Origin of the sequence: Nonomuraea sp. NPDC003709 (assembly GCF_040610775.1) — a bacterium.
Classification (GTDB): Bacteria; Actinomycetota; Actinomycetes; order Streptosporangiales; family Streptosporangiaceae; genus Nonomuraea; species Nonomuraea angiospora_A.
The window spans coordinates 287,738-306,090 of the sequence record NZ_JBEXMW010000010.1 but is presented as its reverse complement, the minus strand read 5'-3'; the positions used below and the strand labels follow the sequence as shown (position 1 = coordinate 306,090).

Sequence of the window (18,353 nt, the reverse complement as noted above, 5' to 3'; positions counted from 1 at the left end):
CGCCGCCTACCCCGCCAGGCCCGCTTAAGTCGGGTCGATCAGGGGGGACGGGGCTCGGCTCATCGCCCGCGCAGGCGCAGGGCGGCCCACGCGGCGGCCGCGCCGCCGGCCAGCGCGAGGAGGACCGCACCGCGGTGCTGGGCCAGCCAGAGCTGGGGGCTGTGGGCGTGGGAGCGCGCGTCGAACGAGCCGTGGGCGCCGTAGTCCACGTCCTCGTCCGCCGGCTTCCACAGGTTGGCGACGCCTTCCGGCGGTTTCTCGTCCGTCTGCTGGGACTGCGCGCCGGTCCTGGCCAGATAGCGGTCCACCAGCGCCGGCGCCACGCGCTGGGCCAGGAGGGTGGCGGCCGTGCTGGCCCCCACCCAGTACTCCTTGCGCTCCGGGTGCTCGGCCGCGTGCACGATGGCCCTGGCGGCCACCTCCGGCTGGTAGATCGGGGGGACCGGCTGCGGGTGGCGCCGCAGCTTGGACAGCACCCAGTCGAACTGGGGGGTGTTGACCGCGGGCAGCTGCACCAGCGTGATGTCGATGCCGCTGCGGTCGGCCAGCAACTCCGTGCGGACCGACTCCGTGAACCCCTTGACCGCGTGCTTGGCGCCGCAGTACGCCGACTGCAGCGGGATGCCGCGCTGCGACAGCGCCGAGCCGGTCTGGACGATCGCACCCGCGTTGCGCGGGCCCATGAGGTCCAGGGCCACCTTCGTGCCCCAGACGTAGCCCAGGTACGTCACCGCGGTGGTGCGGGCGTACTCATCTGGGGAAATATCGGTGAATTTGGCGAAGACAGATGAAAATGCGGTGTTGATCCAGACGGAAATGGGCCCCATCTCCGCCTCTATACGCTCGGCCGCCCTCCGCACCTGGTCGTAGTCGGCCATGTCGGCCTCGAATACCTCGCCGGTGCCTCCTTCCACCCCCACGTCCACGGCGGCGGCGCCCAGCCCGGTCGTGCCCCGGGCGATGAGCGCCACCTTCGCACCCTGGTGCCCGAGCTGCCGGACGACCGCTCGCCCGACCCCGCCGCTGGCACCCGTCACCACCACTACGCGCCCTTCAAGTGGTGCCATGTCGCAATCAGCCCGCCTCTCCGTCCTGCCGCAGTTTCTGGCGTCGTACGGCCAATGCGATGTCGACCACCGTCGCCAGGGCCACCACGAGCGCGATCCCCGTCATAACAGGCGCCCCGACGATGATCCCGAGCACCGCGAACGCGAACATGAACACCAGCAGGAACGACCCGATCCTGATGTGCGCCACGTCGCGTGGCGTCGCGGGCACCATGGCATGGCCCCTGATGTCCCGCTCCTCGTGCCACTTTCCGTTATCCGGTATGTCCCTGTTATCCGACATGCCGCCCACCTGCCCGTTCTGTTTGTCCCTTAACTTCCGGGGAAGCCGCCGTGGGCCTGGCGACCGCGCTGACCGAGCTGGGGGCGGACACCGATTTCGGGCAACTGGCCACGGCGGGCCCGGTCGAGCAGGCGGTTATTGACCTTATTCGTGCCGTTTGAGGTGTTAATCCAGGGGCATGCGGCGACAGAAGAAGGAGGCGAGCGATGGAAGCTCCGCAGTACGTCGCGGCCCGTGTCCAGCAGGCGCTGGCCGAGGACGGACGCACGCACGAGCTCGGAATCCGCGTCGACATACGAGGCGACCAGCTGTTCTTGCGCGGTGAGGTCAGCGGGACAGGGCAGCGCGAGCGGCTCGGCCAGGTGGCGCACGAGGCCGCGCCCGAGCTCCACCTGCACAACGAGATCAGAGTCGTGGAGGCCAGTGAGCCGGGGGAGGATGAGCGTCTTGACTGACCTGCGTATCGCGGCCGTCGGAGACATCCACCTGGGGGAGGACGACAGAGGCCAGTACCGCAAGAGACTGGTGGGCATCGAGGAACGCGCGGACGTGCTGATGCTGGCCGGGGACCTGACCAGGCACGGCACGCTGGAGGAGGGGCGGGTCGTGGCCGACGAGCTGCGCGGCCTGCCGATCCCCGTCGTCGCGGTGCTCGGCAACCACGACTACCACTCCGACCTGCAGTACGAGATCGCCGGCGAGCTGCGCGACGCGGGCGTCGTGGTGCTCGACGACGACGGCGCCGTCGTCCAGTGCGGCGACAGGAAGCTGGGCGTGGTCGGCGGCAAGGGGTTCGGCGGCGGGTTCGCGGGCAAGTGCGCCAGCGAGTTCGGCGAGCGGGAGATCAAGAACTTCGTCGCCCACACCCGCTACATCGCCGAGTCCTGGAAGGTCGCGCTGAAGGAGATCGTGGCCGAGAAGCGCGTGGTGCTGTCGCACTACTCCCCCATCAAGGAGACGCTGGAGGGGGAGCCGCACGAGATCTACCCGTTCCTGGGCAGCTACCTGCTGGCGGAGGCGGTCGACACGGCGGGCGCCGACCTGATCCTGCACGGCCACGCGCACAAGGGCAGCGAGAAGGGCATGACGCCGGGCGGCATCAGGGTCCGTAACGTGGCGCTGCCGGTGCTGGGCCGGGCCTACGCGGTCTACTGCCTCGACTGCGAGACCGGGTTCTAGAGGACCACCGCGGCCAGGAGGCAGATGTCGTCCTCGGTCACGTCGAACGCCCCCAGCATCACCCCCGACACCCCTCGACCAGCGCGGCGCTGCCGCCCCTGATCAGCACGGGGGCGGGGCGCCCGGCGTTCGTCCAGGCGTAGGTGCGCTCCTTCGGGGCCACGCTGAGCGTCCACGCGCGGACGCTCAGCGTGGCCGGCCACGCCCGGGGTGACCGCCGGGAGCCGGCATCCGGCCGGCTCGCCGGCGCCACTCCCGGACACGGTCCGGGAGTGGCGGTTGGCCGCCAGGGTGCGGAAGTCGACCACGCGACCCGACGGGGGTCAGGTAGAGGGCCGCTCGGGCGGATGTCGAGCTCGGTCGCCAGCCGGGCCGTGGCCTGGTCGAGTATGGCTTCGGAGCGCCTGCGGTGCCGCAGGCGCGCCAGTTGTTCACGTACTCTCGCCGATGCCGCGCCGGTTTCGAAGCGGGTGAACGGCGGATATGTGTTCACGCGCTCCCCATGCCCTCGGGAGCGCGGAACTTATACGTTGAAGATGCTGACTCCGCCAGGTCCGACCAGGAATCCGAGGACGATGAGCACGATCCCCCAGAGGAGGTCGCGCCTGGCCAGGATCACGTAGATCCCGGAGATGACCAGTATTACCGCGATGATCCAGAGCAAAGTAGCCATGGGTCTGCCACTGCCCTAAGGGGGGTTCGCATAACATGTTTTTTCCCTCATTGATGGGCAAGAGACCCCGGCATCCAACGCCTAGTTGACGATCGTTTGGGTAGCCCGAAAACATGACGAGCCACGGTCACGCTGTCACCGACGCCATCCTCGACACGCTCAAGCGTGCCAGCTCAGGGCTGAAGGACGCCGGGGTGAAATTCGCGCTGGCCGGCGGATGCGCGGCTTACGCGAGAGGCGCCGCACCGTCGCTGCACGACGTCGACTTCATGCTGACCGAGCACGACGTGCCGACCGCGCTGGAGGCGCTGCGCGGGATCGGCTTCCAGACGGCCAAGCCGCCGGAGGACTGGCTGGTCAAGGCGTACGACGAGGGGCGGCTGGTGGACCTGATCTTCCGGGTGTCCGACCAGCCGATCACCGACGAGCTGCTGGACCGGGCCGAGCCGCTGAAGGCGTCCGCCGTGATCGTGCCCGTGCTGGAGGCCACCGACCTGGTCATCTCGTGGCTGCTGCCGCTGTCGGAGCACGCCTGCGACTACGGGGCCCTGCTGGCCCAGGTGCGCGCGCTGCGCGAGCAGGTCGACTGGCCGCGCGTGGCCGCCGTGCTCCAGGACTCGCCGTACGCGATGACGTTCATCACGCTCCTGGAGCGGCTGGACGTGCTGAAGGGCCCGATCGAGCCGAAGGGCGACCCGAAATGGCCGTGAAACGCCGCGAAGGGCCGCGCCCCCTGGGGGGCGCGGCCCTTCTGTTGCGGCATGTCAGTTACACGAGCCGGCCGTAGTAGTCGCCTAGCCGCGTCCGGTACTCGGGTTCCTTGAACCTGCCCTCGTCCAACTCGGGAGCGTCCTTGATCTCGGCCTTGGTGCGCGCCACGTACACGTTGCGCTCCTGAGGGTCGATGCTCGTGATGACCTGTGCCGGGAGCATGACCTTCTTACCGAAGATCCAGGGGCCGGTGTCGACGATGATGTAGCTCTCGCCGACCTCGTACGTCGCCTCGTCGACGGACCCGATCTTTCCATCGGTCGCCTGGACGTGGTAGCCCACGAGATCCAGGGGCTGGCCGCGGTCGTAGACGTCAGCGCGATAGTTCCAGAGCTCCATGGGGGCTCTCTCCCTCTCTTCTTCCGTCCTTCTCGGGCACGCCTCCTGCTACCCGGCCACGGCCGCGTAAACGTCTTGCAAAGCACTTGCATGCAGGCGAGCGGCAAGCGGCCGGGCGCACTCTCTCCATGAACAGGAGGGGGTGGAACCCATGCGAACCAGCTCAGACCGGCTCTACGAGATCGACGGCCTCCGGCTGCTGGCGGCGCTCTGCGTCGTGCTCTTCCACTACACGTTCTCCGGCTGGGCCGGCGGCAACAGCCCGGTGGCCTTCGCCGCCGAGAGCTCCTGGTCCAAGTACGGCTACCTGGGCGTGGACCTGTTCTTCCTGATCAGCGGGTTCGTGGTGCTGATGAGCGCGTGGGGCAGGAGCCCGCGCTCGTTCGTGGTGTCGCGGGCCGTGCGGCTCTACCCCGCGTACTGGGTGGGCATCGCGGTCACCGCCGTGGTCACCGTGACGCTGGGGCAGGGGCTGTTCCAGGTGACGCTGCCGCAGGTGCTGGCGAACCTGACGATGTTCCAGGCGGTGCCGGACATCGCGAACGTGGACGTCGTCTACTGGACGCTCTGGGCCGAGATGCGCTTCTACTTCCTCATCCTGGCCCTGACCTGGATCGGGATGACGCGAGGCCGGGTCATGGCGGGGCTGTGGGGCTGGCTGGGGCTGACGTTCGCGGTGGAGACGGGGCTGCTGCCCGGGTTCGCCGACCTGGTCGTGCAGTCGGAGTTCTCCCACTACTTCATCGCCGGGATGGCCCTGTTCATGCTCTACAAGTTCGGGCTGAACCGCCAGATCGCGCTGCTGGTGCCGATCTGCCTGGGCAACGCGGTCTACCGAGCCATCGGGTACGCCGACGCCGTCGGCTCGCGGTACGCGGTGTCGTACTCACACACGGTGATCACCGCCGTGGTCGTGCTCGTCTTCCTCGTCATGACGCTCGTGGCGTTGCGGGCCACCCGCCTGCTGGCCAGGCCGTGGCTGGTGACGGCCGGCGCGCTCACATACCCGCTCTACCTGCTGCACGGGCACATCGGGTTCATCGTGTTCAACCGGGTGGGGGACGCGGTGAACAAGTACGTGCTGCTGGTCGCGCTCGTCGCGGTCATGTGCGGGGCCGCGTACCTGGTGCACAGGTTCGTGGAGCGGCCGCTGGCACCGGCGTTCAAGCGCCTGCTGTCCGGCCGGCCGGCCGTTCCGTCACTGGGCGTGTTCGTCGCGGGGCGTCCCACAATCTGATGCGTTCTTCCCGTTAAGCCCCCAAGTGCGACTACGATCCCGGTCAAAGCACGCAAAGGGGGCGGGGTTGAGTCTCAGCGGAGAGTACGAGTGGGCTCCACCCGGGGTCGACCCGACGCGGCCCAGCGTGGCCCGGGTACACGACGCGCTGCTCGGCGGCATGGAGAACTTCGCCGCCGACCGCTCGGTGGCCCGCAAGCTGAAGGACACGGTGCCCGAGGTGGTGAACCTCGTCTGGTGCAACCGCGCCTTCATCGGCAGAGTCGTGGACTTCCTCGTCCGCGAGGCCGGGATCAGGCAGATCATCGACCTGGGCGCCGGGCTGCCCACGGTGGAGAACACGCATGAGGTGGCCCAGTTCGCCGACCCCAGGGCCAGGGTGGTGTACGTCGACAGCGACCCCATGGTCGAGCCGCACGCCCGCGCCATCCTGAACGGCAATCCGTACGCCGACGCCATCACCGCCGACGTCCGCGACGTGGACGCCGTGCTCGGCCACCCCTCGCTGCGCCGCCTGATCGACCCGGCCCAGCCCACGGCGATTCTCATCGTCGGCCTGCTGCACCTGCTGCCGGACCAGGACGACCCGCACGGGCTGGTCCGGCGGTACATGTCCGCGCTGCCGAAGGGCAGCTACCTGGCCGCCTCCAACATGATGGCCTCGGACAACCCCAAGGCCCAGGCGCTGGAGGCCATGCTCCACGTCACCATGGGCACCGGCTACTTCCGCGACCGGGACTCCATCGCCGCGTACTTCGACGGGCTGGCGCTGGTGGAGCCCGGAGTGGTGCACTTTCCCGAATGGCATCCGGACGAGCGCCTGCCCGGCCCGCTGGCCACCTGGGAACAGCTCCTGCTGGGCGGCGTGGCCCGCAAACCCTAGCCTCCGCCGCGCCGCGCTAGGGTGAGCGAGTGCACCGACGCTTGATCTGCTCCCCGCCGCCCGCCCTCTAGCGGGCGGCATTCCCTGAGATTCCGGGTCTGACCGATCCGGGGGTGGTTGCTGCCCGCACACCGGGCCCATTCCGACCACTCCATCCGGAGCACTCCTGTCATGACCCATGTCTCCGCCCGGCGGGGCGCCCTTTACGTGTCCGTGGCCGCGACCGCCTGGGGCACGGGCGGCGCCGCCGGTTCGCTGCTCTTCGAGTCCGGCGGCCTCGGCGCCGTCGGCGTCTCCCTCTGGCGCTACCTTCTCGGCGCCGCCTTCCTTCTCCTCCTCACCCGCCGCCCCGTCGTGGTCAACGGCCGGATCCTGCTGATCGGCGCCGGGATGGCCGTCTACCAGACCGCGTACTTCGCCGCGATCGCCCACTCCGGCGTGGCGATCGCGACCGTGGTGACGATGGGCGCCACCCCCGTCTTCACCGCCCTGGGCAGCCGCTTCCTCCTCCGCGAGCCGCTCGGCCGCGTCGCGCTCACCGCCCTCGCCACCGCCCTGGTCGGGCTCGTCCTCCTCACCGGGGAGACCGCGCTGCGGGCCCGCACGTCCTCCATCGCGGGCATCGGCCTCGCCCTGCTCTCGGCCGCCGGGTACGCCGGGGTCACGATCCTCTCCCGGAGGAACGGGGGCGACGATCCGCAGGGAGTGGCGATCGGCGGGTTCGTGGTCGGGGCGGCCTGCCTGGCGCCGTTCGCGCTGGTGGAAGGGGTCGTGCCGAACATGAGCCTGTCGTCCGTGGCGCTGCTGCTCTACCTGGGAGCGGTGCCGACGGCGCTCGCGTACGGCCTGTTCTTCCGCGCGCTGACCGCGCTGCGCGCCACCACGGTGTCGATCATCACGCTCGGGGAGGCCGTGGGTGCGGCGGTGCTCGGCGTGGTGCTGTTCGGGGAGCGGCTCACCCCTCTTGCCTGGTCGGGGTGCGTGCTGCTGCTGGCCGCCGTCACAGTTCTCGCCGTACGGGCTGAATCCGGGTGACTCGGGCATGAGCGATGTGGCGGCGCAGCGTCCCGGATGAGCTAATGTCCGGTACGGCGGCGCTTGCCGTAACGTCGCTCCGCTCCCCTCCCTTGTAAGAGGGAACGGTGTCGGCGAAGCGTGCGTTGGAGGAACTGTGGCCTCAATAAAGGGAATTATCAGGAACCTCCTGGATCGTCCAGGAGGGGTGCCCCTGACCCCCTATGAGAAGATCGTCAAGGCGGCGGAGGGCCGCGCCGATCGGTTGCGCAAGCTCGACGAGCTGCCCGAGCCGAAGATGGACGATCTGGCCGAGTTCTGCGCCATCGCACGCGAGGCCGCCGACAGGACGCTGGGCCTGCGGCCGTACGACGTGCAGTTGCTCGGCACCTTGGCCCTCCTCGACGGGAAGGTCGCCGAGATGGCCACCGGTGAGGGCAAGACGTTGTCCGGCGCCATGGCGGCGGCCGGCTACGCGTTGCAGGGCAAGCATGTCCACGTGATCTCGGTGAACGACTATCTGGCCAGGCGCGACGCCGAGTGGATGGGCCCGTTCTACGAGGCGCTCGGCGTCACCGTGGGCTGGATCGGCCAGAACTCCACGCCGGAGGAGCGGCGCGAGGCGTATGCGAAGGACGTCACGTACGGGCCCGTCAGCGAGATCGGGTTCGACGTGCTGCGCGACCGCCTCCGCACGGTGGCCGGCGAGATCATCGTGCCCGCGCCCGAGGTGGCCCTGATCGACGAGGCCGACTCCGTGCTGGTCGACGAGGCCCGCGTGCCGCTCGTGATGGCCGGGTCCACCGACCCCGGCAGCGCGGTGCCGGAGATGGCGGCGCTGGTCAGGCAGCTCGTACGCGGCTACCACTACGAGATCGACGAGCAGGCCCGCAACGTCTACCTCACCCCCAAGGGCGCCGACAGCGTCGAGAACCTCCTCGGCGTCGAGCTCTACGACGAGCACGAGCCCGGCACGCTCATCGAGCTCAACCTGGCCCTGCACGCCCACGCGCTGCTGGCCCGCGACGTCGACTACATCGTGCGCGACGGCAAGGTCCAGCTGATCAACCCCTCACGCGGCCGGGTGGCGCTGCTCCAGCGCTGGCCCGACGGCCTCCAGGCGGCCGTGGAGGCCAAGGAGGCGCTGCCGCCGAGCGAGAAGGGCGAGATCCTCGACTCGATCACCGTTCAGGGTCTGATCCGCCGCTATCCGGAGATCTGCGGCATGACGGGTACGGCGGTGGCGGTCAGCGAGCAGCTCGGCGAGTTCTACGGCCTCAAGGTCGCGGTCATCCCGCCCAACCGGCCCTGCGTGCGCGAGGACGAGCCGGACCGCATCTACCCGACCGTCCCCGACAAGGACGCCGCGCTGGTCGAGGAGATCCAGGAGATCCACGCCACCGGCCGGCCGATCCTCATCGGCACGCTCGACGTCGCCGAATCGGAGAACCTCGCCAAGCTCCTCCAGCGCCGCGGCATGGAACCGGTCGTCCTCAACGCCAAGAACGACGCCGAAGAGGCCGCGATCATCGCCAAGGCGGGGGAGCGCGACGCCATCACCGTCTCCACCCAGATGGCCGGTCGCGGCACCGACATCCGCCTTGGCGACGGCGTCGCCGAGCTGGGCGGCCTGTACGTGATCGGCTCGGGCCGCCACGCCAGCAGCCGCCTCGACGACCAGCTCCGCGGGCGCGCCGGCCGCCAGGGCGACCCGGGCGGCTCGGTCTTCTTCGTCAGCACGCAGGACGACCTGATCACCCAGTTCGTCCCCGACGAGCGCCCGCCCGCCGCCGACGCCGACGGCATCGTCCGCCACCGGCGCGGCGCGTACCTCGTCGGCCATGCCCAGCGCGTCGCCGAGGGCGTCAACCTGGAGATCCACCGCAACACGTGGCGCTACACCCGCCTCCTGGAGCACCAGCGCGAGCTCATCCTGGAGTGGCGCGACAAGGTCCTGCACGGCGACTCCGCCTCCAAGGCCCTGTCCACGGCCGATGCCGAACGCTGGGAGGCCCTGCCGGAGGACTCCAGGGACGAGACCGCCCGCCAGATCGTCCTGCACGCCATCGACCGCTGCTGGACCGAGCACCTGGCGTTCCTGACGGACCTGCGCGAGGGCATCCACCTGCGCGCGCTGGGCCGGATGAGCCCGGTCGACGAGTTCCACCGGGAGGCGGTGGCCGAGTACAAGTCGCTGCTGGCGGAGGTGGAGCGGCGCTCGCTGGAGTCCTTCGAGGCGCCCGAGCCGGACCTGAAGCGGCCGACGGCCACCTGGACGTACCTGGTGCAGGACAACCCGTTCGGCACGGAGTGGGACCGCATCCTCAAGCGTGTGACGGCCGCCACCCGCCGCGGCTAGCCGTACCTGACAGAAGGTGACAGGTACGGCTGGAACCATGGGCTCATGACGACGAAAGCAAAGCTCCTGGCCGTTACCCTCGACTGCGCGGAGCCCAAGAAGCTGGCCGAGTTCTACCACGAGATCACGGGGTGGGAGATCCAGTACGCGGAGGACGAGTACGCGGCCGTGGGGAACGGCACCACCAGCATCTACTTCGGCCGGATCCCCGACCGCAAGCCGGTGACCTGGCCGAGCCCGGACAAGCAGTTCCACCTGGACTTCCGGGTGCCGGACGTGGAGAAGGCGGCGGAGGAGTACGTCGCCCTGGGGGCCACGAAGCCCGAGTTCCAGCCGGGGATCACGGAGGAGGGCGTCGGCTGGATCGTCCTCCAGGATCCCGCAGGCCACCTGTTCTGCGTCTGCCCCGACCGCTCCTGACCTCTTCCCAGCCGGTCACACATGTGTCCTGGCCGGGATCAGCTCCGCCCGAACGATCCACCAAAAGTATGATTCGCCAGCTTTGCTTCCCTCATAAGCTAGAGGAATGCTCTTGGAAGGATCCATGCCCCTGCGCGGGCGCCCATGACCTGGGTCGGCCTGATCATCGCCCTGGCAGGAGCGCTTGGATACGCACTCGGCGCGGCCCTGCAACAGTACGAGGCCGTGGCCGGGGGCGCCTCGCTCAAGCTGGTCCGGCGCCCCCGCTGGTTGATCGGCGGCGCCATCGGCCTCACCGGCGCCTGCCTGCACGCCGTGGCGCTGAGTTTCGCCCCGCTGGTGGCCGTCCAGCCGATCAGCGTCGCCACGCTGGTGTTCGCCGTGCCGCTGGCCGCGTTCATGTACGGGCGCAAGCCGTACCGCGCGGAGATCTTCGGCTCGATCGCGGTGGCGGTGGGCCTGCTCTGGCTCATGCTCCTGGTGCCGCACCACAACGTGACGCCGAGACTGGGTGACGGCGCCGCGCTCGTGTTCCTGGCCGTGATCGGCGTGATCGTCCTGGTGACGCAGCTGATCGCGGCCCGGGTGCACGGGCCGAGCAGGGCGTTACTGCTGTCCGTGGGCGCGGGCGTGGTGACGGCGAGCGTGTCCACGTTCGTCCGGGTCGTCGGGGGCGGCATGGAGGGGGACTGGGGCCGGCTGGTGCACTGGTTCACGCTCGCCGTGCCCGTGCTGCTGGTCTGCGCGGTGGTGCTGTTGCAGCGCTCGTACGCGGTCGGCTACTTCGGCATCGCGTACGCCGGCGTACAGGTCATCGACCCCATCACCTCGGTCCTCGCCGGCGTGATCCTCCTCGGCGAGCCCCTGCCGACCAACCCCTCCACCGCGATCCCCGCCATCCTGGCCAGCGCGCTCACCATCGGTGGCACGATCACCCTCGGCCGCCTCGCCCCCGACCACTCCCACCCCACCCCCACGCAGCCCCAGCCGGCCCCCGAGCCGGTGTCCGCGACCTCCCAGGCCGGCTGACCCTTCGTCCGTGGTCAGCAGGTGTCGCGGTGCGGTAGTTCGGGCAGGTGCCGCGACCACTCCTGCGGGGAGAGGGCGCCGTAGCGGGAGCAGATGTACGCGGCGTGATCCCGGGGCGCGGGCCCGGGTGCCAGATCGATGGTCAGCACGATTCCGTGTCCGGCCAGAACCCGCAGCCGCCGCCCGTCCCCGGTGATCGTGGCCTGGGCCGCCCGGTCGACGCCGGCTGTGGGCACCGCCCTGTCGGCCACCGGCGTGCCGGTGCCGTCATCGAGCCGCCAGACCCGTACCCGATCGCTGTCCGTGCTGATGAGCAGCCGCCCGTCCGGGCTGAACCGCAGGTGGCCCGGCGAGGGGCGCAGCCGGGTGGACCGGGTGGGCACTCCGTCGAGGCCGTAGATCTGGATCCCGCTCTCCTCGGCGATCGCCACCCGCTCGCCGTCCGGGGCGAACGTCGTGTACTCCCACGGCATCCGGTCCAGCCACGGCGCGCGGGACGGCCGGGGCGGGCGGCGGAGCTCCGAACGATTGCCGGCGAAGACCAGCGCCACCCGGTCCCCGGGGCCCACCACCGCGTACTCGCCCACGAACGCGGCTCGCCGCGCCCTCAGGTCCCACGCCCAGCGCTCGCCCGACAGCCGGGCCGCCGCGAACAGCAGGCCGCCGCCCGGGCTGAACCATGCCGACTGTTCCCCGGGGGCGCCGAGGCCGCGGCCGAAGGGCGGGCCGACGCCGTCGCCGGACGTGGTGTCCCAGAGGTACGAGCGGTCGACGCCGACGAGGGCCAGCGTGTGGCCGTCGGGGGACCAGGCCATGGCGCGTACGGTCTGACCGGGCCCGCCGTTTCAGCGAGCAGGCGGCGGGAGGGGATGTCGTACACCCGCAGGGTTCCCTCGTCGAGTGCGGCGAGGCGGGAGCCGTCGTCGCTGATGGCGTGGAGGGAGCGGGGGCCCGCGTACGGGTCGGCGAACACGTCCACCGCCGGATCCGCCGACGTCAACGCCCGGCGCGCCTCGGGGATCGGGGCCAGGCGCCACGCGGCGAGGCTGAGCTTGCGGGCCGTCACCGGGTCCGCCAGCCGCAGCGCCTCCGCACGGGAGGCCGCCACCCTCGCCATCGCCTGGTCCAGGCGTCCGTCGGCGGCGCCCCGCTGCCACAGGGCGAGCAGCACCACCACCGACAGCAGCCCCGCCATGACCGTCCACCGCCGGCGCGACCTCCGGCGTACCCTGGCGAGCCCCGCGTCCAGGAACGTCTGCTCGCCGGCGCTCAGCGTCACCCGCCTCCGGCCGCTGGCCGCCCACGCCAGTGCCCTGTCCAGGGGCTCCCCACGGAACAGCGCCGCCTCCCGCCGCCCGCCCGCTTCCCACCGCCGGGCCGCCCGCGCCAGCTCCCTGTGCACGGCCAGTCCGTCGCGCTCGCCGTCCAGCCATTCGTGCAGCCGCGGCCAGGCCCGCAGGAGCGCCGCGTACGTGATCGCCGGCGAGTCGTCACCTTCAGTGAGGAGGCCGGCCTTGCCGTACGCCTCCAGCACCCCGTCGATCGAGGTCACCTCGTCGGTGGCGCGGCCGGCGACCAGGTCGGTTCTGGAGGCGGTGACGATGATGTCGGAGCCGTCGGAGTCCAGGTCCACCAGGCGGAGGAAGACGTCCGGCACCAGGTCCTGCTCGGCCGGGCTGAGTCGCGCGTACACGGTCTCGGCGCGGACGCCCAGCGGCGGGTCGGAGACGGGCTCGGGGGGCAGCAGGCGGCCCTGCTGGGATTGCGGGGCGTCGAGGAGGGAGAGGAGGAGCTGGTGGGCGCTCGGGCGGCGTTCGGGATCTCGCTGCAGGGCGGCGGCCACCAGCCCGCGTAACGGGCGGTCCAGCCGCTCGCCGTGGCCTGATAGCTCGTCCGGGCCGTAGGCGGCGAAGATCAGCAGCCGCCCCCAGGCGTGCACGTCCGCGGCCGGTACCGCCTGCTCCCGGGAGAGACACCAGCCCAGGCCGACCAGGCGCGGCCCCTCGGTGCCCAGGATGACCTTGTCGGGGGTGAGGGACCCGTGCACCGCGCCCGCCTCGTGGGCCGCGGCCAGCGCGGTGGCCACGGCGGTGGCCAGGCGGTAGAGGGCGTCGCCCGTGTACGGGCCGTGCCGGTCCACGACCTGCCGCAGGGTGGGGCCCGGGATGTACTCGCCGACCAGGTAGGGCGGATCGCCGTCCAGGCAGGCCTCCGTCAGCCTGGCGACCGACAGCGACCGCACGCGCCCGGCCGCCGAGGCGGCGGTGGCGAGCCTGGCGCGGGCCTCGGCGTCCGGCAGGCAGGGCACTCCCAGCGCATGCCGCGTACCCGACTCGTCGTAGGCCTCGCGGACGATGACGTGCCCGCCGCCGTCGAGCCGGGCGCCGAGCCAGTAGCCTCCCAGCCGATCAGTCATACACCCCTTAACGGTCCAAGCGGGCCCGGTGCTGCGGCCACTCCTCTTCGAGGATGCCGAAATAGACCGTGTCGCGCCAGGTGCCGTCCGGCCGCTTGCGATGCCGCCGCAGCGTTCCCTCGTGCACCCCGCCGATGCGCTTGATGGCGTTCTGCGACCGGAGGTTGAGGTGGTCGGTCTTGAGCAGGACGCGGTTGTAGCCGAACGCGAAGGCGTGGTCGATCAGCAGGACCTTGCAGCCGGTGTTCACGGCCGTGCGCCACACCGATCGGCCGTACCACGTCCAGCCGATCTCGATGCTGGCGTCGAAGCCCGGCACGTCGCCGTACGTGGTCCAGCCCACGGCCCGCCCGCTCTCCTTGAGCACCACCGCGAAGGGGACGTGGTTGTCGTCGGTCATCAGCCCGAGGGCGACCTTCCCCAGTTCCTCCTCGGACCGCGGCGCGGGCGCGGGCAGCCAGCGCCAGACCTCCTCGTCGGCGCCGGAGGCGGCGAACAGGTCGGGAACGTGGTCGAGGGTGAGCGGTTCGAGCCGGACGACGCCGTTCTCGAGCACCACGGGGGCAGGCAGCTTCGCGGTCATGGCAGGCAACTCTAGGGGCGCCTGTGAAGTCCCGATTATGGCCACCTGCACCTTTTTGTGGGGAACCACCTGTCGACACTCATACCGGCCGGTCGGTAGGCTCGCAGGCATGGACTTCGCCTTTGACAGCGTCACCGAGGACCTGCGCGAACGACTGCTGCGATTCATGGAGGAATGCGTCTACCCCGCCGAGGCCCCCTTCGAGGAGCAGGCGGCGGCCAGCGGCTGGAGCCCGCCGCCCCTCATGGAGGACCTGAAGGACGAGGCCAGGAAGCGCGGCCTGTGGAACCTGTTCCTCCCGGGCGAGCACGGCGCCGGCCTGACGAACCTCCAGTACGCGCCGCTGGCGGAGATCATGGGCCGGAGCCCCACCATCGCCCCGACGGCCACCAACTGCGCCGCGCCCGACACCGGGAACATGGAGGTCCTTTCCATGTTCGGCAGCGAGTGGCAGCGCAAGGAGTGGCTGCGGCCGCTGCTCGACGGGGAGATCCGCTCCGCGTTCGCGATGACGGAGCCCGACGTGGCCTCCTCGGACGCCACGAACATCGCCACCTCCATCGACCGCGATGGCGGCGAGTACGTCATCAACGGCCGCAAGTGGTTCATCTCCGGCGCGATGAACCCCAACTGCAAGATCTTCATTGTCATGGGCAAGACGAACCCGGACGCGCCCAAGCACCGCCAGCAGAGCATGATCCTGGTGCCCCGTGACACACCCGGGCTGCACATCAAGCGCGGCATGCACGTCTTCGGCTACACCGACGCCGACCACGGCGGCCACGCCGAGATCGTGTTCGAGGACGTACGCGTGCCCGTGGAGAACCTGATCGGCGAGGAGGGCGGCGGCTTCGCCATCGCCCAGGCCCGGCTCGGCCCCGGCCGCATCCACCACTGCATGCGCCTGATCGGCATGGCCGAGCGCGCCGTGGAGCTGATGTGCCGGCGGGCCCTGGCCCGGACGACGTTCGGCAAGCCCGTCGCCCAGCAGGGCGTGGTCCAGGAGTGGATCGCCGAGTCGCGGATCAGGATCGAGCAGCTGCGCCTGCTCGTGCTCAAGACCGCCTGGCTCATGGACACGGTGGGCAACCAGGGCGCGCACACCGAGATCCAGGCCATCAAGATCTCCACGCCGATCGCCGTGGAGTGGATCCTGGACAAGGCCGTCCAGGTGCACGGTGCGGGCGGCGTCTCGCAGGACTTCCCCCTGGCGGGGCTCTGGGCGGGCGCCCGCTCGCTGCGCCTGGCGGACGGCCCCGACGAGGTGCACAAGCGGTCCCTGGCCTATCGCGAGCTGAAGAGGTACATGTGAACGAGGCGGAGATCAAGGAGCGGGTCGCGGCGTTCCTCGCGGAGCACGACCCGGACGGGGACCGGCTGGAGTTCCTGCGGGCGAGGTTCGACGCGGGGCTGGCCTGGGTGTGGTTCCCCGAAGGGCTCGGCGGGCTGGGCGCGTCGCGGGAGCTGCAGCTGGTCGTGGAGCGGGAGCTGGCCGGCACGCCGCAGCTCAACGTCGGCGTCCAGGGCATCGGGCTCGGGATGGCGGCCCCGACGGTCCTGGCGTTCGGGACGGAGGAGCAGAAACGCCGCTTCCTCCGGCCGCTGTGGACCGGCGAGGAGATCTGGTGCCAGCTCTTCAGCGAGCCCGGCGCGGGATCCGACCTGGCCACGCTCGCGACCCGCGCCGTCAAGGACGGGGACGAATGGGTCGTCGATGGCCAGAAGGTGTGGACGTCCGGCGCCCATCACTCCAGGTGGGCCATCCTCGTCACCCGTACCGACCCGGACGTGCCGAAACACCGCGGCATGACGTACTTCATCTGCGACATGCACGCGCCGGGCGTCGAGGTGCGGCCGCTGCGGCAGGTCACCGGTGAGGCCGAGTTCAACGAGGTGTTCCTGACCGGCGTGCGGCTCCCCGACGAGCTGCGGCTCGGCGAGGTCGGCGACGGCTGGCGGGTCGCGCAGACCACGCTGATGAACGAGCGCGTCGCCATCGGCGGCGCCCCCGTGCGGCGCGGCGGCGGCATGGTCGGCGTCGTGGTCGACTCCTGGCGCGCCCACCCCGAGCTGCGCACCCACGACCTGCACCAGCGGCTGCTGTCGCTCTGGGTGGAGTCGGAGGTCACCCGCCTGTCCGGGGCGCGGCTGCGCGAGCAGCTCGCCGCCGGCCAGCCGGGGCCCGAGGGGTCCGGCATGAAGCTGTCGTTCGCCAAGCTCAACCAGGCGCTGTCCGGCTTCGAGGTGGAGTTCGGGCGGGACCTGGGTTACGACGACTGGACGTTCCGCCGCTCCGAGGACGTCGACTTCTACGGCCGCGGCCCCGGCTACCGCTACCTGCGGGCCAAGGGCAACTCGATCGAGGGCGGCACGTCCGAGATCCTGCGCAACATCATCTCCGAGCGGGTGCTCGGCCTGCCCTCAGAGCCCCGCGTCGACAAGGACGTGCCCTGGAAGGACCTGCCGCGATGACCACCCTTCTGTATTCAGAGGTCGAGGAGGAGTTGCGGGCCGCGGTGCGCGGGCTGCTCGCCGACCGCTGCCCGCCCGCCGCCGTGCTCAAGCGGATCGAGTCCGAGCCCTACGACCTGGACCTGTGGAAGACGCTGGCGGGCGAGATCGGGGTGGCCGGGCTGCTCATCCCCGAGCAGTACGGCGGCGCCGGGGCGTCGGCCAGCGAGGCGGCCGTCGTGCTGGAGGAGCTGGGCAGGGGAGTGGCGCCGGTGCCGTTCTTCACCAGCTCGGTGCTGGCGACCCGCGCGCTGCTGCCGACCGGTGACGCGCTTCTGGAGGAGCTGGCCGAGGGCAGGAAGACCGCGGCCCTCGTCGTGCCGTTCGCGGCCTCCCCGTACCGGGCGGGCGCGGCCATGCGGCTCGAGGACGGGCGGCTGACCGGGACCGTCACCGGGGTGGCCGGGGCCGACGTGGCCGACGTGCTGCTGGTGCCCGTCGGCGGCAGGCTGCACGCCGTGGAAGGGGATGCGCTCGTCCAGGTCGTGCCGTCGCTCGACCAGACCAGGCCCGTCGCGACCGTCACCTTCGACGGGGCCGAGGCAAGGGACGTGGGGGAGTGCGACCTGGCGGAGGTGCTCAGGTTCGGGGCGGGGCTGCTGGCGTCCGAGCAGCTCGGGGTGGCCGAATGGTGTCTCGACACGACGCTCGCCTACGTCAGGGAACGCCACCAGTTCGCCCGGCCGATCGGCTCCTTCCAGGCGATCAAGCACCGGCTGGCGGACCTGTGGCTGGACGTCGTACGGGCCAGGGCCGCCGCCCGGAGCGCCGCGACCGACGGCTCCGCGCTCTCCGTGGCCGTGGCCCAGTCGTGGAACGCGGGCGTGGCCGTGCACGCCGCCGAAGAGGCCCTGCAGCTCCACGGCGGGATCGGGATGACGTGGGAGCATCCCGTGCATCTCTACCTCAAGCGCGCCAAGGCCGCGGAGATCGCGCTGGGCACGCCCGGCGACCACCGCGCGGCGCTGGCCTCACTCGTCGACGTGCCCGGCCCCGAGTGAGGTGAGCAGCAGGTCGGCGAAGTGCCTGCCCACCTGGGCGCCGGTCAGTGGCCCGTCCACGTGGAACCACGAGCCCAGGTGGTGCACCGAGCCGAAGAAGTAGTCGACGATCAGCTCCGCCGGGACCCGGGCGCTGAAGACGCCCTCGCGCTGGCCCTCGGCCACGAGGCCGCGGAAGCGCTCGTGGTAGCGGCGGCGCTCGGCGCGTACAGTCTTCTGCGTCTCGGGCGCGAGCAGATGCATCGACCTGAAGAAGATCTTGGAGTCGTCCAGGTTCGCGGCCGTGGTCTCCACGACGTCGGCCGCGGCCCGGTACAGGCGCTGCCGCACGTCGCCGGGGCCGTCGGCGATCCGCGTCAGCCGGTCCATCTGCATGCGCAGCACCCGGCCGTAGATCTCGTGCAGCAGGTCGTCCTTGGAGCCGAAGTAGTGGTACATGGCGCCCTTGGTGACGCCGGCCGCCACGACGATCTCCTGGACGGAAGTGCTCTCGAAGCCGCGCTCGGCGAACAGGCGGGTCGCCTCGGCGAGCAGTCGCTGTCTGACCGGTTCCTCTTTCACATGTCCCCCTTTGTCACCTGCTTTAGC

At 70.8% G+C, this 18,353-nt stretch carries 21 protein-coding genes; 12 read left to right on the top strand and 9 right to left on the bottom strand.

Going from position 1 to position 18,353, the window contains the following annotated elements:
* Window positions 1-59: 59 nt before the first annotated feature.
* Window positions 60-1,067 (bottom strand): SDR family oxidoreductase, encoded by a 1,008-nt coding sequence (locus ABZX61_RS30260; protein WP_355199562.1) that lies wholly within the window; start codon window positions 1,065-1,067, stop codon window positions 60-62.
* 7 nt (window positions 1,068-1,074) lie between these two features.
* Complete coding sequence (locus tag ABZX61_RS30255) at window positions 1,075-1,350, bottom strand: hypothetical protein (RefSeq protein ID WP_350728245.1); 276 nt, start codon at window positions 1,348-1,350, stop codon at window positions 1,075-1,077.
* A gap of 206 nt (window positions 1,351-1,556) precedes the next feature.
* Between ABZX61_RS30255 and ABZX61_RS30250 the strand changes: the two genes are divergently transcribed.
* Both ABZX61_RS30250 and ABZX61_RS30245 read left to right on the top strand, forming a co-directional pair.
* A complete protein-coding gene (locus ABZX61_RS30250) occupies window positions 1,557-1,805 on the top strand; it encodes a BON domain-containing protein (protein WP_192787480.1) in 249 nt (82 codons plus the stop codon).
* Window positions 1,798-2,529 (top strand): metallophosphoesterase, encoded by a 732-nt coding sequence (locus ABZX61_RS30245; RefSeq protein ID WP_221519178.1) that lies wholly within the window; start codon window positions 1,798-1,800, stop codon window positions 2,527-2,529. The genes ABZX61_RS30250 and ABZX61_RS30245 overlap by 8 nt, the downstream gene beginning before the upstream one ends.
* On the opposite strand, the gene ABZX61_RS30240 is transcribed toward ABZX61_RS30245, so the two are convergent.
* Both ABZX61_RS30240 and ABZX61_RS30235 read right to left on the bottom strand, forming a co-directional pair.
* Entirely contained in the window at window positions 2,526-2,705 is a 180-nt protein-coding gene (locus ABZX61_RS30240) for a hypothetical protein (RefSeq protein WP_355199561.1), read from the bottom strand. The genes ABZX61_RS30245 and ABZX61_RS30240 overlap by 4 nt on opposite strands.
* A 347-nt stretch (window positions 2,706-3,052) precedes the next feature.
* Complete coding sequence (locus ABZX61_RS30235; RefSeq protein ID WP_165959640.1) at window positions 3,053-3,202, bottom strand: GPGG-motif small membrane protein; 150 nt, start codon at window positions 3,200-3,202, stop codon at window positions 3,053-3,055.
* Between the two features lie 113 nt (window positions 3,203-3,315).
* Here ABZX61_RS30235 and ABZX61_RS30230 point away from each other — a divergent pair, with 113 nt between their 5' ends.
* Window positions 3,316-3,912 carry a nucleotidyltransferase gene (locus ABZX61_RS30230; RefSeq protein ID WP_350728242.1) on the top strand — a complete coding sequence of 199 codons (597 nt, stop codon included), beginning with the start codon at window positions 3,316-3,318 and terminating at the stop codon, window positions 3,910-3,912.
* 58 nt (window positions 3,913-3,970) lie between these two features.
* Here the strand turns inward: ABZX61_RS30230 and ABZX61_RS30225 are convergent, their stop codons facing one another.
* Entirely contained in the window at window positions 3,971-4,312 is a 342-nt protein-coding gene (locus ABZX61_RS30225; protein ID WP_350728241.1) for a PRC-barrel domain containing protein, read from the bottom strand.
* 151 nt (window positions 4,313-4,463) lie between these two features.
* Here ABZX61_RS30225 and ABZX61_RS30220 point away from each other — a divergent pair, with 151 nt between their 5' ends.
* The 6 genes from ABZX61_RS30220 to ABZX61_RS30195 all read left to right on the top strand — a co-directional run bounded on the left by ABZX61_RS30220 (window position 4,464) and on the right by ABZX61_RS30195 (window position 11,254).
* Window positions 4,464-5,549, top strand: a complete 1,086-nt coding sequence (locus ABZX61_RS30220) for an acyltransferase (RefSeq protein ID WP_355199560.1) — start codon at window positions 4,464-4,466, stop codon at window positions 5,547-5,549.
* A gap of 67 nt (window positions 5,550-5,616) precedes the next feature.
* Window positions 5,617-6,432 carry an SAM-dependent methyltransferase gene (locus ABZX61_RS30215; RefSeq protein WP_355199559.1) on the top strand — a complete coding sequence of 272 codons (816 nt, stop codon included), beginning with the start codon at window positions 5,617-5,619 and terminating at the stop codon, window positions 6,430-6,432.
* 171 nt (window positions 6,433-6,603) lie between these two features.
* On the top strand, window positions 6,604-7,467 hold the full coding sequence (locus ABZX61_RS30210) for an EamA family transporter (protein WP_355199558.1): 864 nt from the start codon (window positions 6,604-6,606) through the stop codon (window positions 7,465-7,467).
* Between the two features lie 187 nt (window positions 7,468-7,654).
* Window positions 7,655-9,805 carry an accessory Sec system translocase SecA2 gene (gene secA2, locus ABZX61_RS30205; RefSeq protein WP_355199557.1) on the top strand — a complete coding sequence of 717 codons (2,151 nt, stop codon included), beginning with the start codon at window positions 7,655-7,657 and terminating at the stop codon, window positions 9,803-9,805.
* A 45-nt stretch (window positions 9,806-9,850) separates the two neighbouring features.
* Complete coding sequence (locus tag ABZX61_RS30200; RefSeq protein ID WP_355199556.1) at window positions 9,851-10,225, top strand: VOC family protein; 375 nt, start codon at window positions 9,851-9,853, stop codon at window positions 10,223-10,225.
* A gap of 144 nt (window positions 10,226-10,369) precedes the next feature.
* Window positions 10,370-11,254 carry a hypothetical protein gene (locus ABZX61_RS30195; protein ID WP_355199555.1) on the top strand — a complete coding sequence of 295 codons (885 nt, stop codon included), beginning with the start codon at window positions 10,370-10,372 and terminating at the stop codon, window positions 11,252-11,254.
* A gap of 14 nt (window positions 11,255-11,268) precedes the next feature.
* Here ABZX61_RS30195 and ABZX61_RS30190 read toward each other — a convergent pair whose 3' ends face one another.
* The 3 genes from ABZX61_RS30190 to ABZX61_RS30180 are packed head-to-tail and all read right to left on the bottom strand — an operon-like array spanning window position 11,269 to window position 14,253.
* Window positions 11,269-11,841 (bottom strand): hypothetical protein, encoded by a 573-nt coding sequence (locus ABZX61_RS30190; RefSeq protein ID WP_355199554.1) that lies wholly within the window; start codon window positions 11,839-11,841, stop codon window positions 11,269-11,271.
* A 20-nt stretch (window positions 11,842-11,861) separates the two neighbouring features.
* Complete coding sequence (locus tag ABZX61_RS30185; RefSeq protein ID WP_355199553.1) at window positions 11,862-13,670, bottom strand: hypothetical protein; 1,809 nt, start codon at window positions 13,668-13,670, stop codon at window positions 11,862-11,864.
* 7 nt (window positions 13,671-13,677) lie between these two features.
* Window positions 13,678-14,253 carry a GNAT family protein gene (locus ABZX61_RS30180; protein WP_350728233.1) on the bottom strand — a complete coding sequence of 192 codons (576 nt, stop codon included), beginning with the start codon at window positions 14,251-14,253 and terminating at the stop codon, window positions 13,678-13,680.
* A 109-nt stretch (window positions 14,254-14,362) separates the two neighbouring features.
* On the opposite strand from ABZX61_RS30180, the gene ABZX61_RS30175 reads away from it, so the two are divergent.
* The 3 genes from ABZX61_RS30175 to ABZX61_RS30165 are packed head-to-tail and all read left to right on the top strand — an operon-like array spanning window position 14,363 to window position 17,765.
* Entirely contained in the window at window positions 14,363-15,565 is a 1,203-nt protein-coding gene (locus tag ABZX61_RS30175; protein WP_355199552.1) for an acyl-CoA dehydrogenase family protein, read from the top strand.
* Window positions 15,562-16,725, top strand: coding sequence for an acyl-CoA dehydrogenase family protein (locus ABZX61_RS30170; RefSeq protein ID WP_350728231.1), 1,164 nt, complete (start codon window positions 15,562-15,564; stop codon window positions 16,723-16,725). The genes ABZX61_RS30175 and ABZX61_RS30170 overlap by 4 nt, the downstream gene beginning before the upstream one ends.
* On the top strand, window positions 16,722-17,765 hold the full coding sequence (locus ABZX61_RS30165) for an acyl-CoA dehydrogenase family protein (RefSeq protein ID WP_355199551.1): 1,044 nt from the start codon (window positions 16,722-16,724) through the stop codon (window positions 17,763-17,765). Before ABZX61_RS30170 ends, ABZX61_RS30165 begins: the two co-directional genes overlap by 4 nt.
* On the opposite strand, the gene ABZX61_RS30160 is transcribed toward ABZX61_RS30165, so the two are convergent.
* Window positions 17,736-18,326 (bottom strand): TetR/AcrR family transcriptional regulator, encoded by a 591-nt coding sequence (locus ABZX61_RS30160; protein WP_350728229.1) that lies wholly within the window; start codon window positions 18,324-18,326, stop codon window positions 17,736-17,738. The two genes, ABZX61_RS30165 and ABZX61_RS30160, sit on opposite strands and share 30 nt — an antisense overlap.
* Window positions 18,327-18,353: the final 27 nt, after the last annotated feature.

Excerpts from the sequence above, each read along its gene's own strand:
- ABZX61_RS30260 (WP_355199562.1), bottom strand. The coding sequence starts at position 1,067 with ATGGCACCACTTGAAGGGCGCGTAGTGGTGGTGACGGGTGCCAGCGGC.
- ABZX61_RS30255 (WP_350728245.1), bottom strand. The coding sequence starts at position 1,350 with ATGTCGGATAACAGGGACATACCGGATAACGGAAAGTGGCACGAGGAG.
- ABZX61_RS30250 (WP_192787480.1), top strand. The coding sequence starts at position 1,557 with ATGGAAGCTCCGCAGTACGTCGCGGCCCGTGTCCAGCAGGCGCTGGCC.
- ABZX61_RS30235 (WP_165959640.1), bottom strand. The coding sequence starts at position 3,202 with ATGGCTACTTTGCTCTGGATCATCGCGGTAATACTGGTCATCTCCGGG.
- ABZX61_RS30230 (WP_350728242.1), top strand. The coding sequence starts at position 3,316 with ATGACGAGCCACGGTCACGCTGTCACCGACGCCATCCTCGACACGCTC.
- ABZX61_RS30225 (WP_350728241.1), bottom strand. The coding sequence starts at position 4,312 with ATGGAGCTCTGGAACTATCGCGCTGACGTCTACGACCGCGGCCAGCCC.
- ABZX61_RS30220 (WP_355199560.1), top strand. The coding sequence starts at position 4,464 with ATGCGAACCAGCTCAGACCGGCTCTACGAGATCGACGGCCTCCGGCTG.
- ABZX61_RS30210 (WP_355199558.1), top strand. The coding sequence starts at position 6,604 with ATGACCCATGTCTCCGCCCGGCGGGGCGCCCTTTACGTGTCCGTGGCC.
- ABZX61_RS30200 (WP_355199556.1), top strand. The coding sequence starts at position 9,851 with ATGACGACGAAAGCAAAGCTCCTGGCCGTTACCCTCGACTGCGCGGAG.
- ABZX61_RS30195 (WP_355199555.1), top strand. The coding sequence starts at position 10,370 with ATGACCTGGGTCGGCCTGATCATCGCCCTGGCAGGAGCGCTTGGATAC.
- ABZX61_RS30185 (WP_355199553.1), bottom strand. The coding sequence starts at position 13,670 with ATGACTGATCGGCTGGGAGGCTACTGGCTCGGCGCCCGGCTCGACGGC.
- ABZX61_RS30180 (WP_350728233.1), bottom strand. The coding sequence starts at position 14,253 with ATGACCGCGAAGCTGCCTGCCCCCGTGGTGCTCGAGAACGGCGTCGTC.
- ABZX61_RS30175 (WP_355199552.1), top strand. The coding sequence starts at position 14,363 with ATGGACTTCGCCTTTGACAGCGTCACCGAGGACCTGCGCGAACGACTG.
- ABZX61_RS30165 (WP_355199551.1), top strand. The coding sequence starts at position 16,722 with ATGACCACCCTTCTGTATTCAGAGGTCGAGGAGGAGTTGCGGGCCGCG.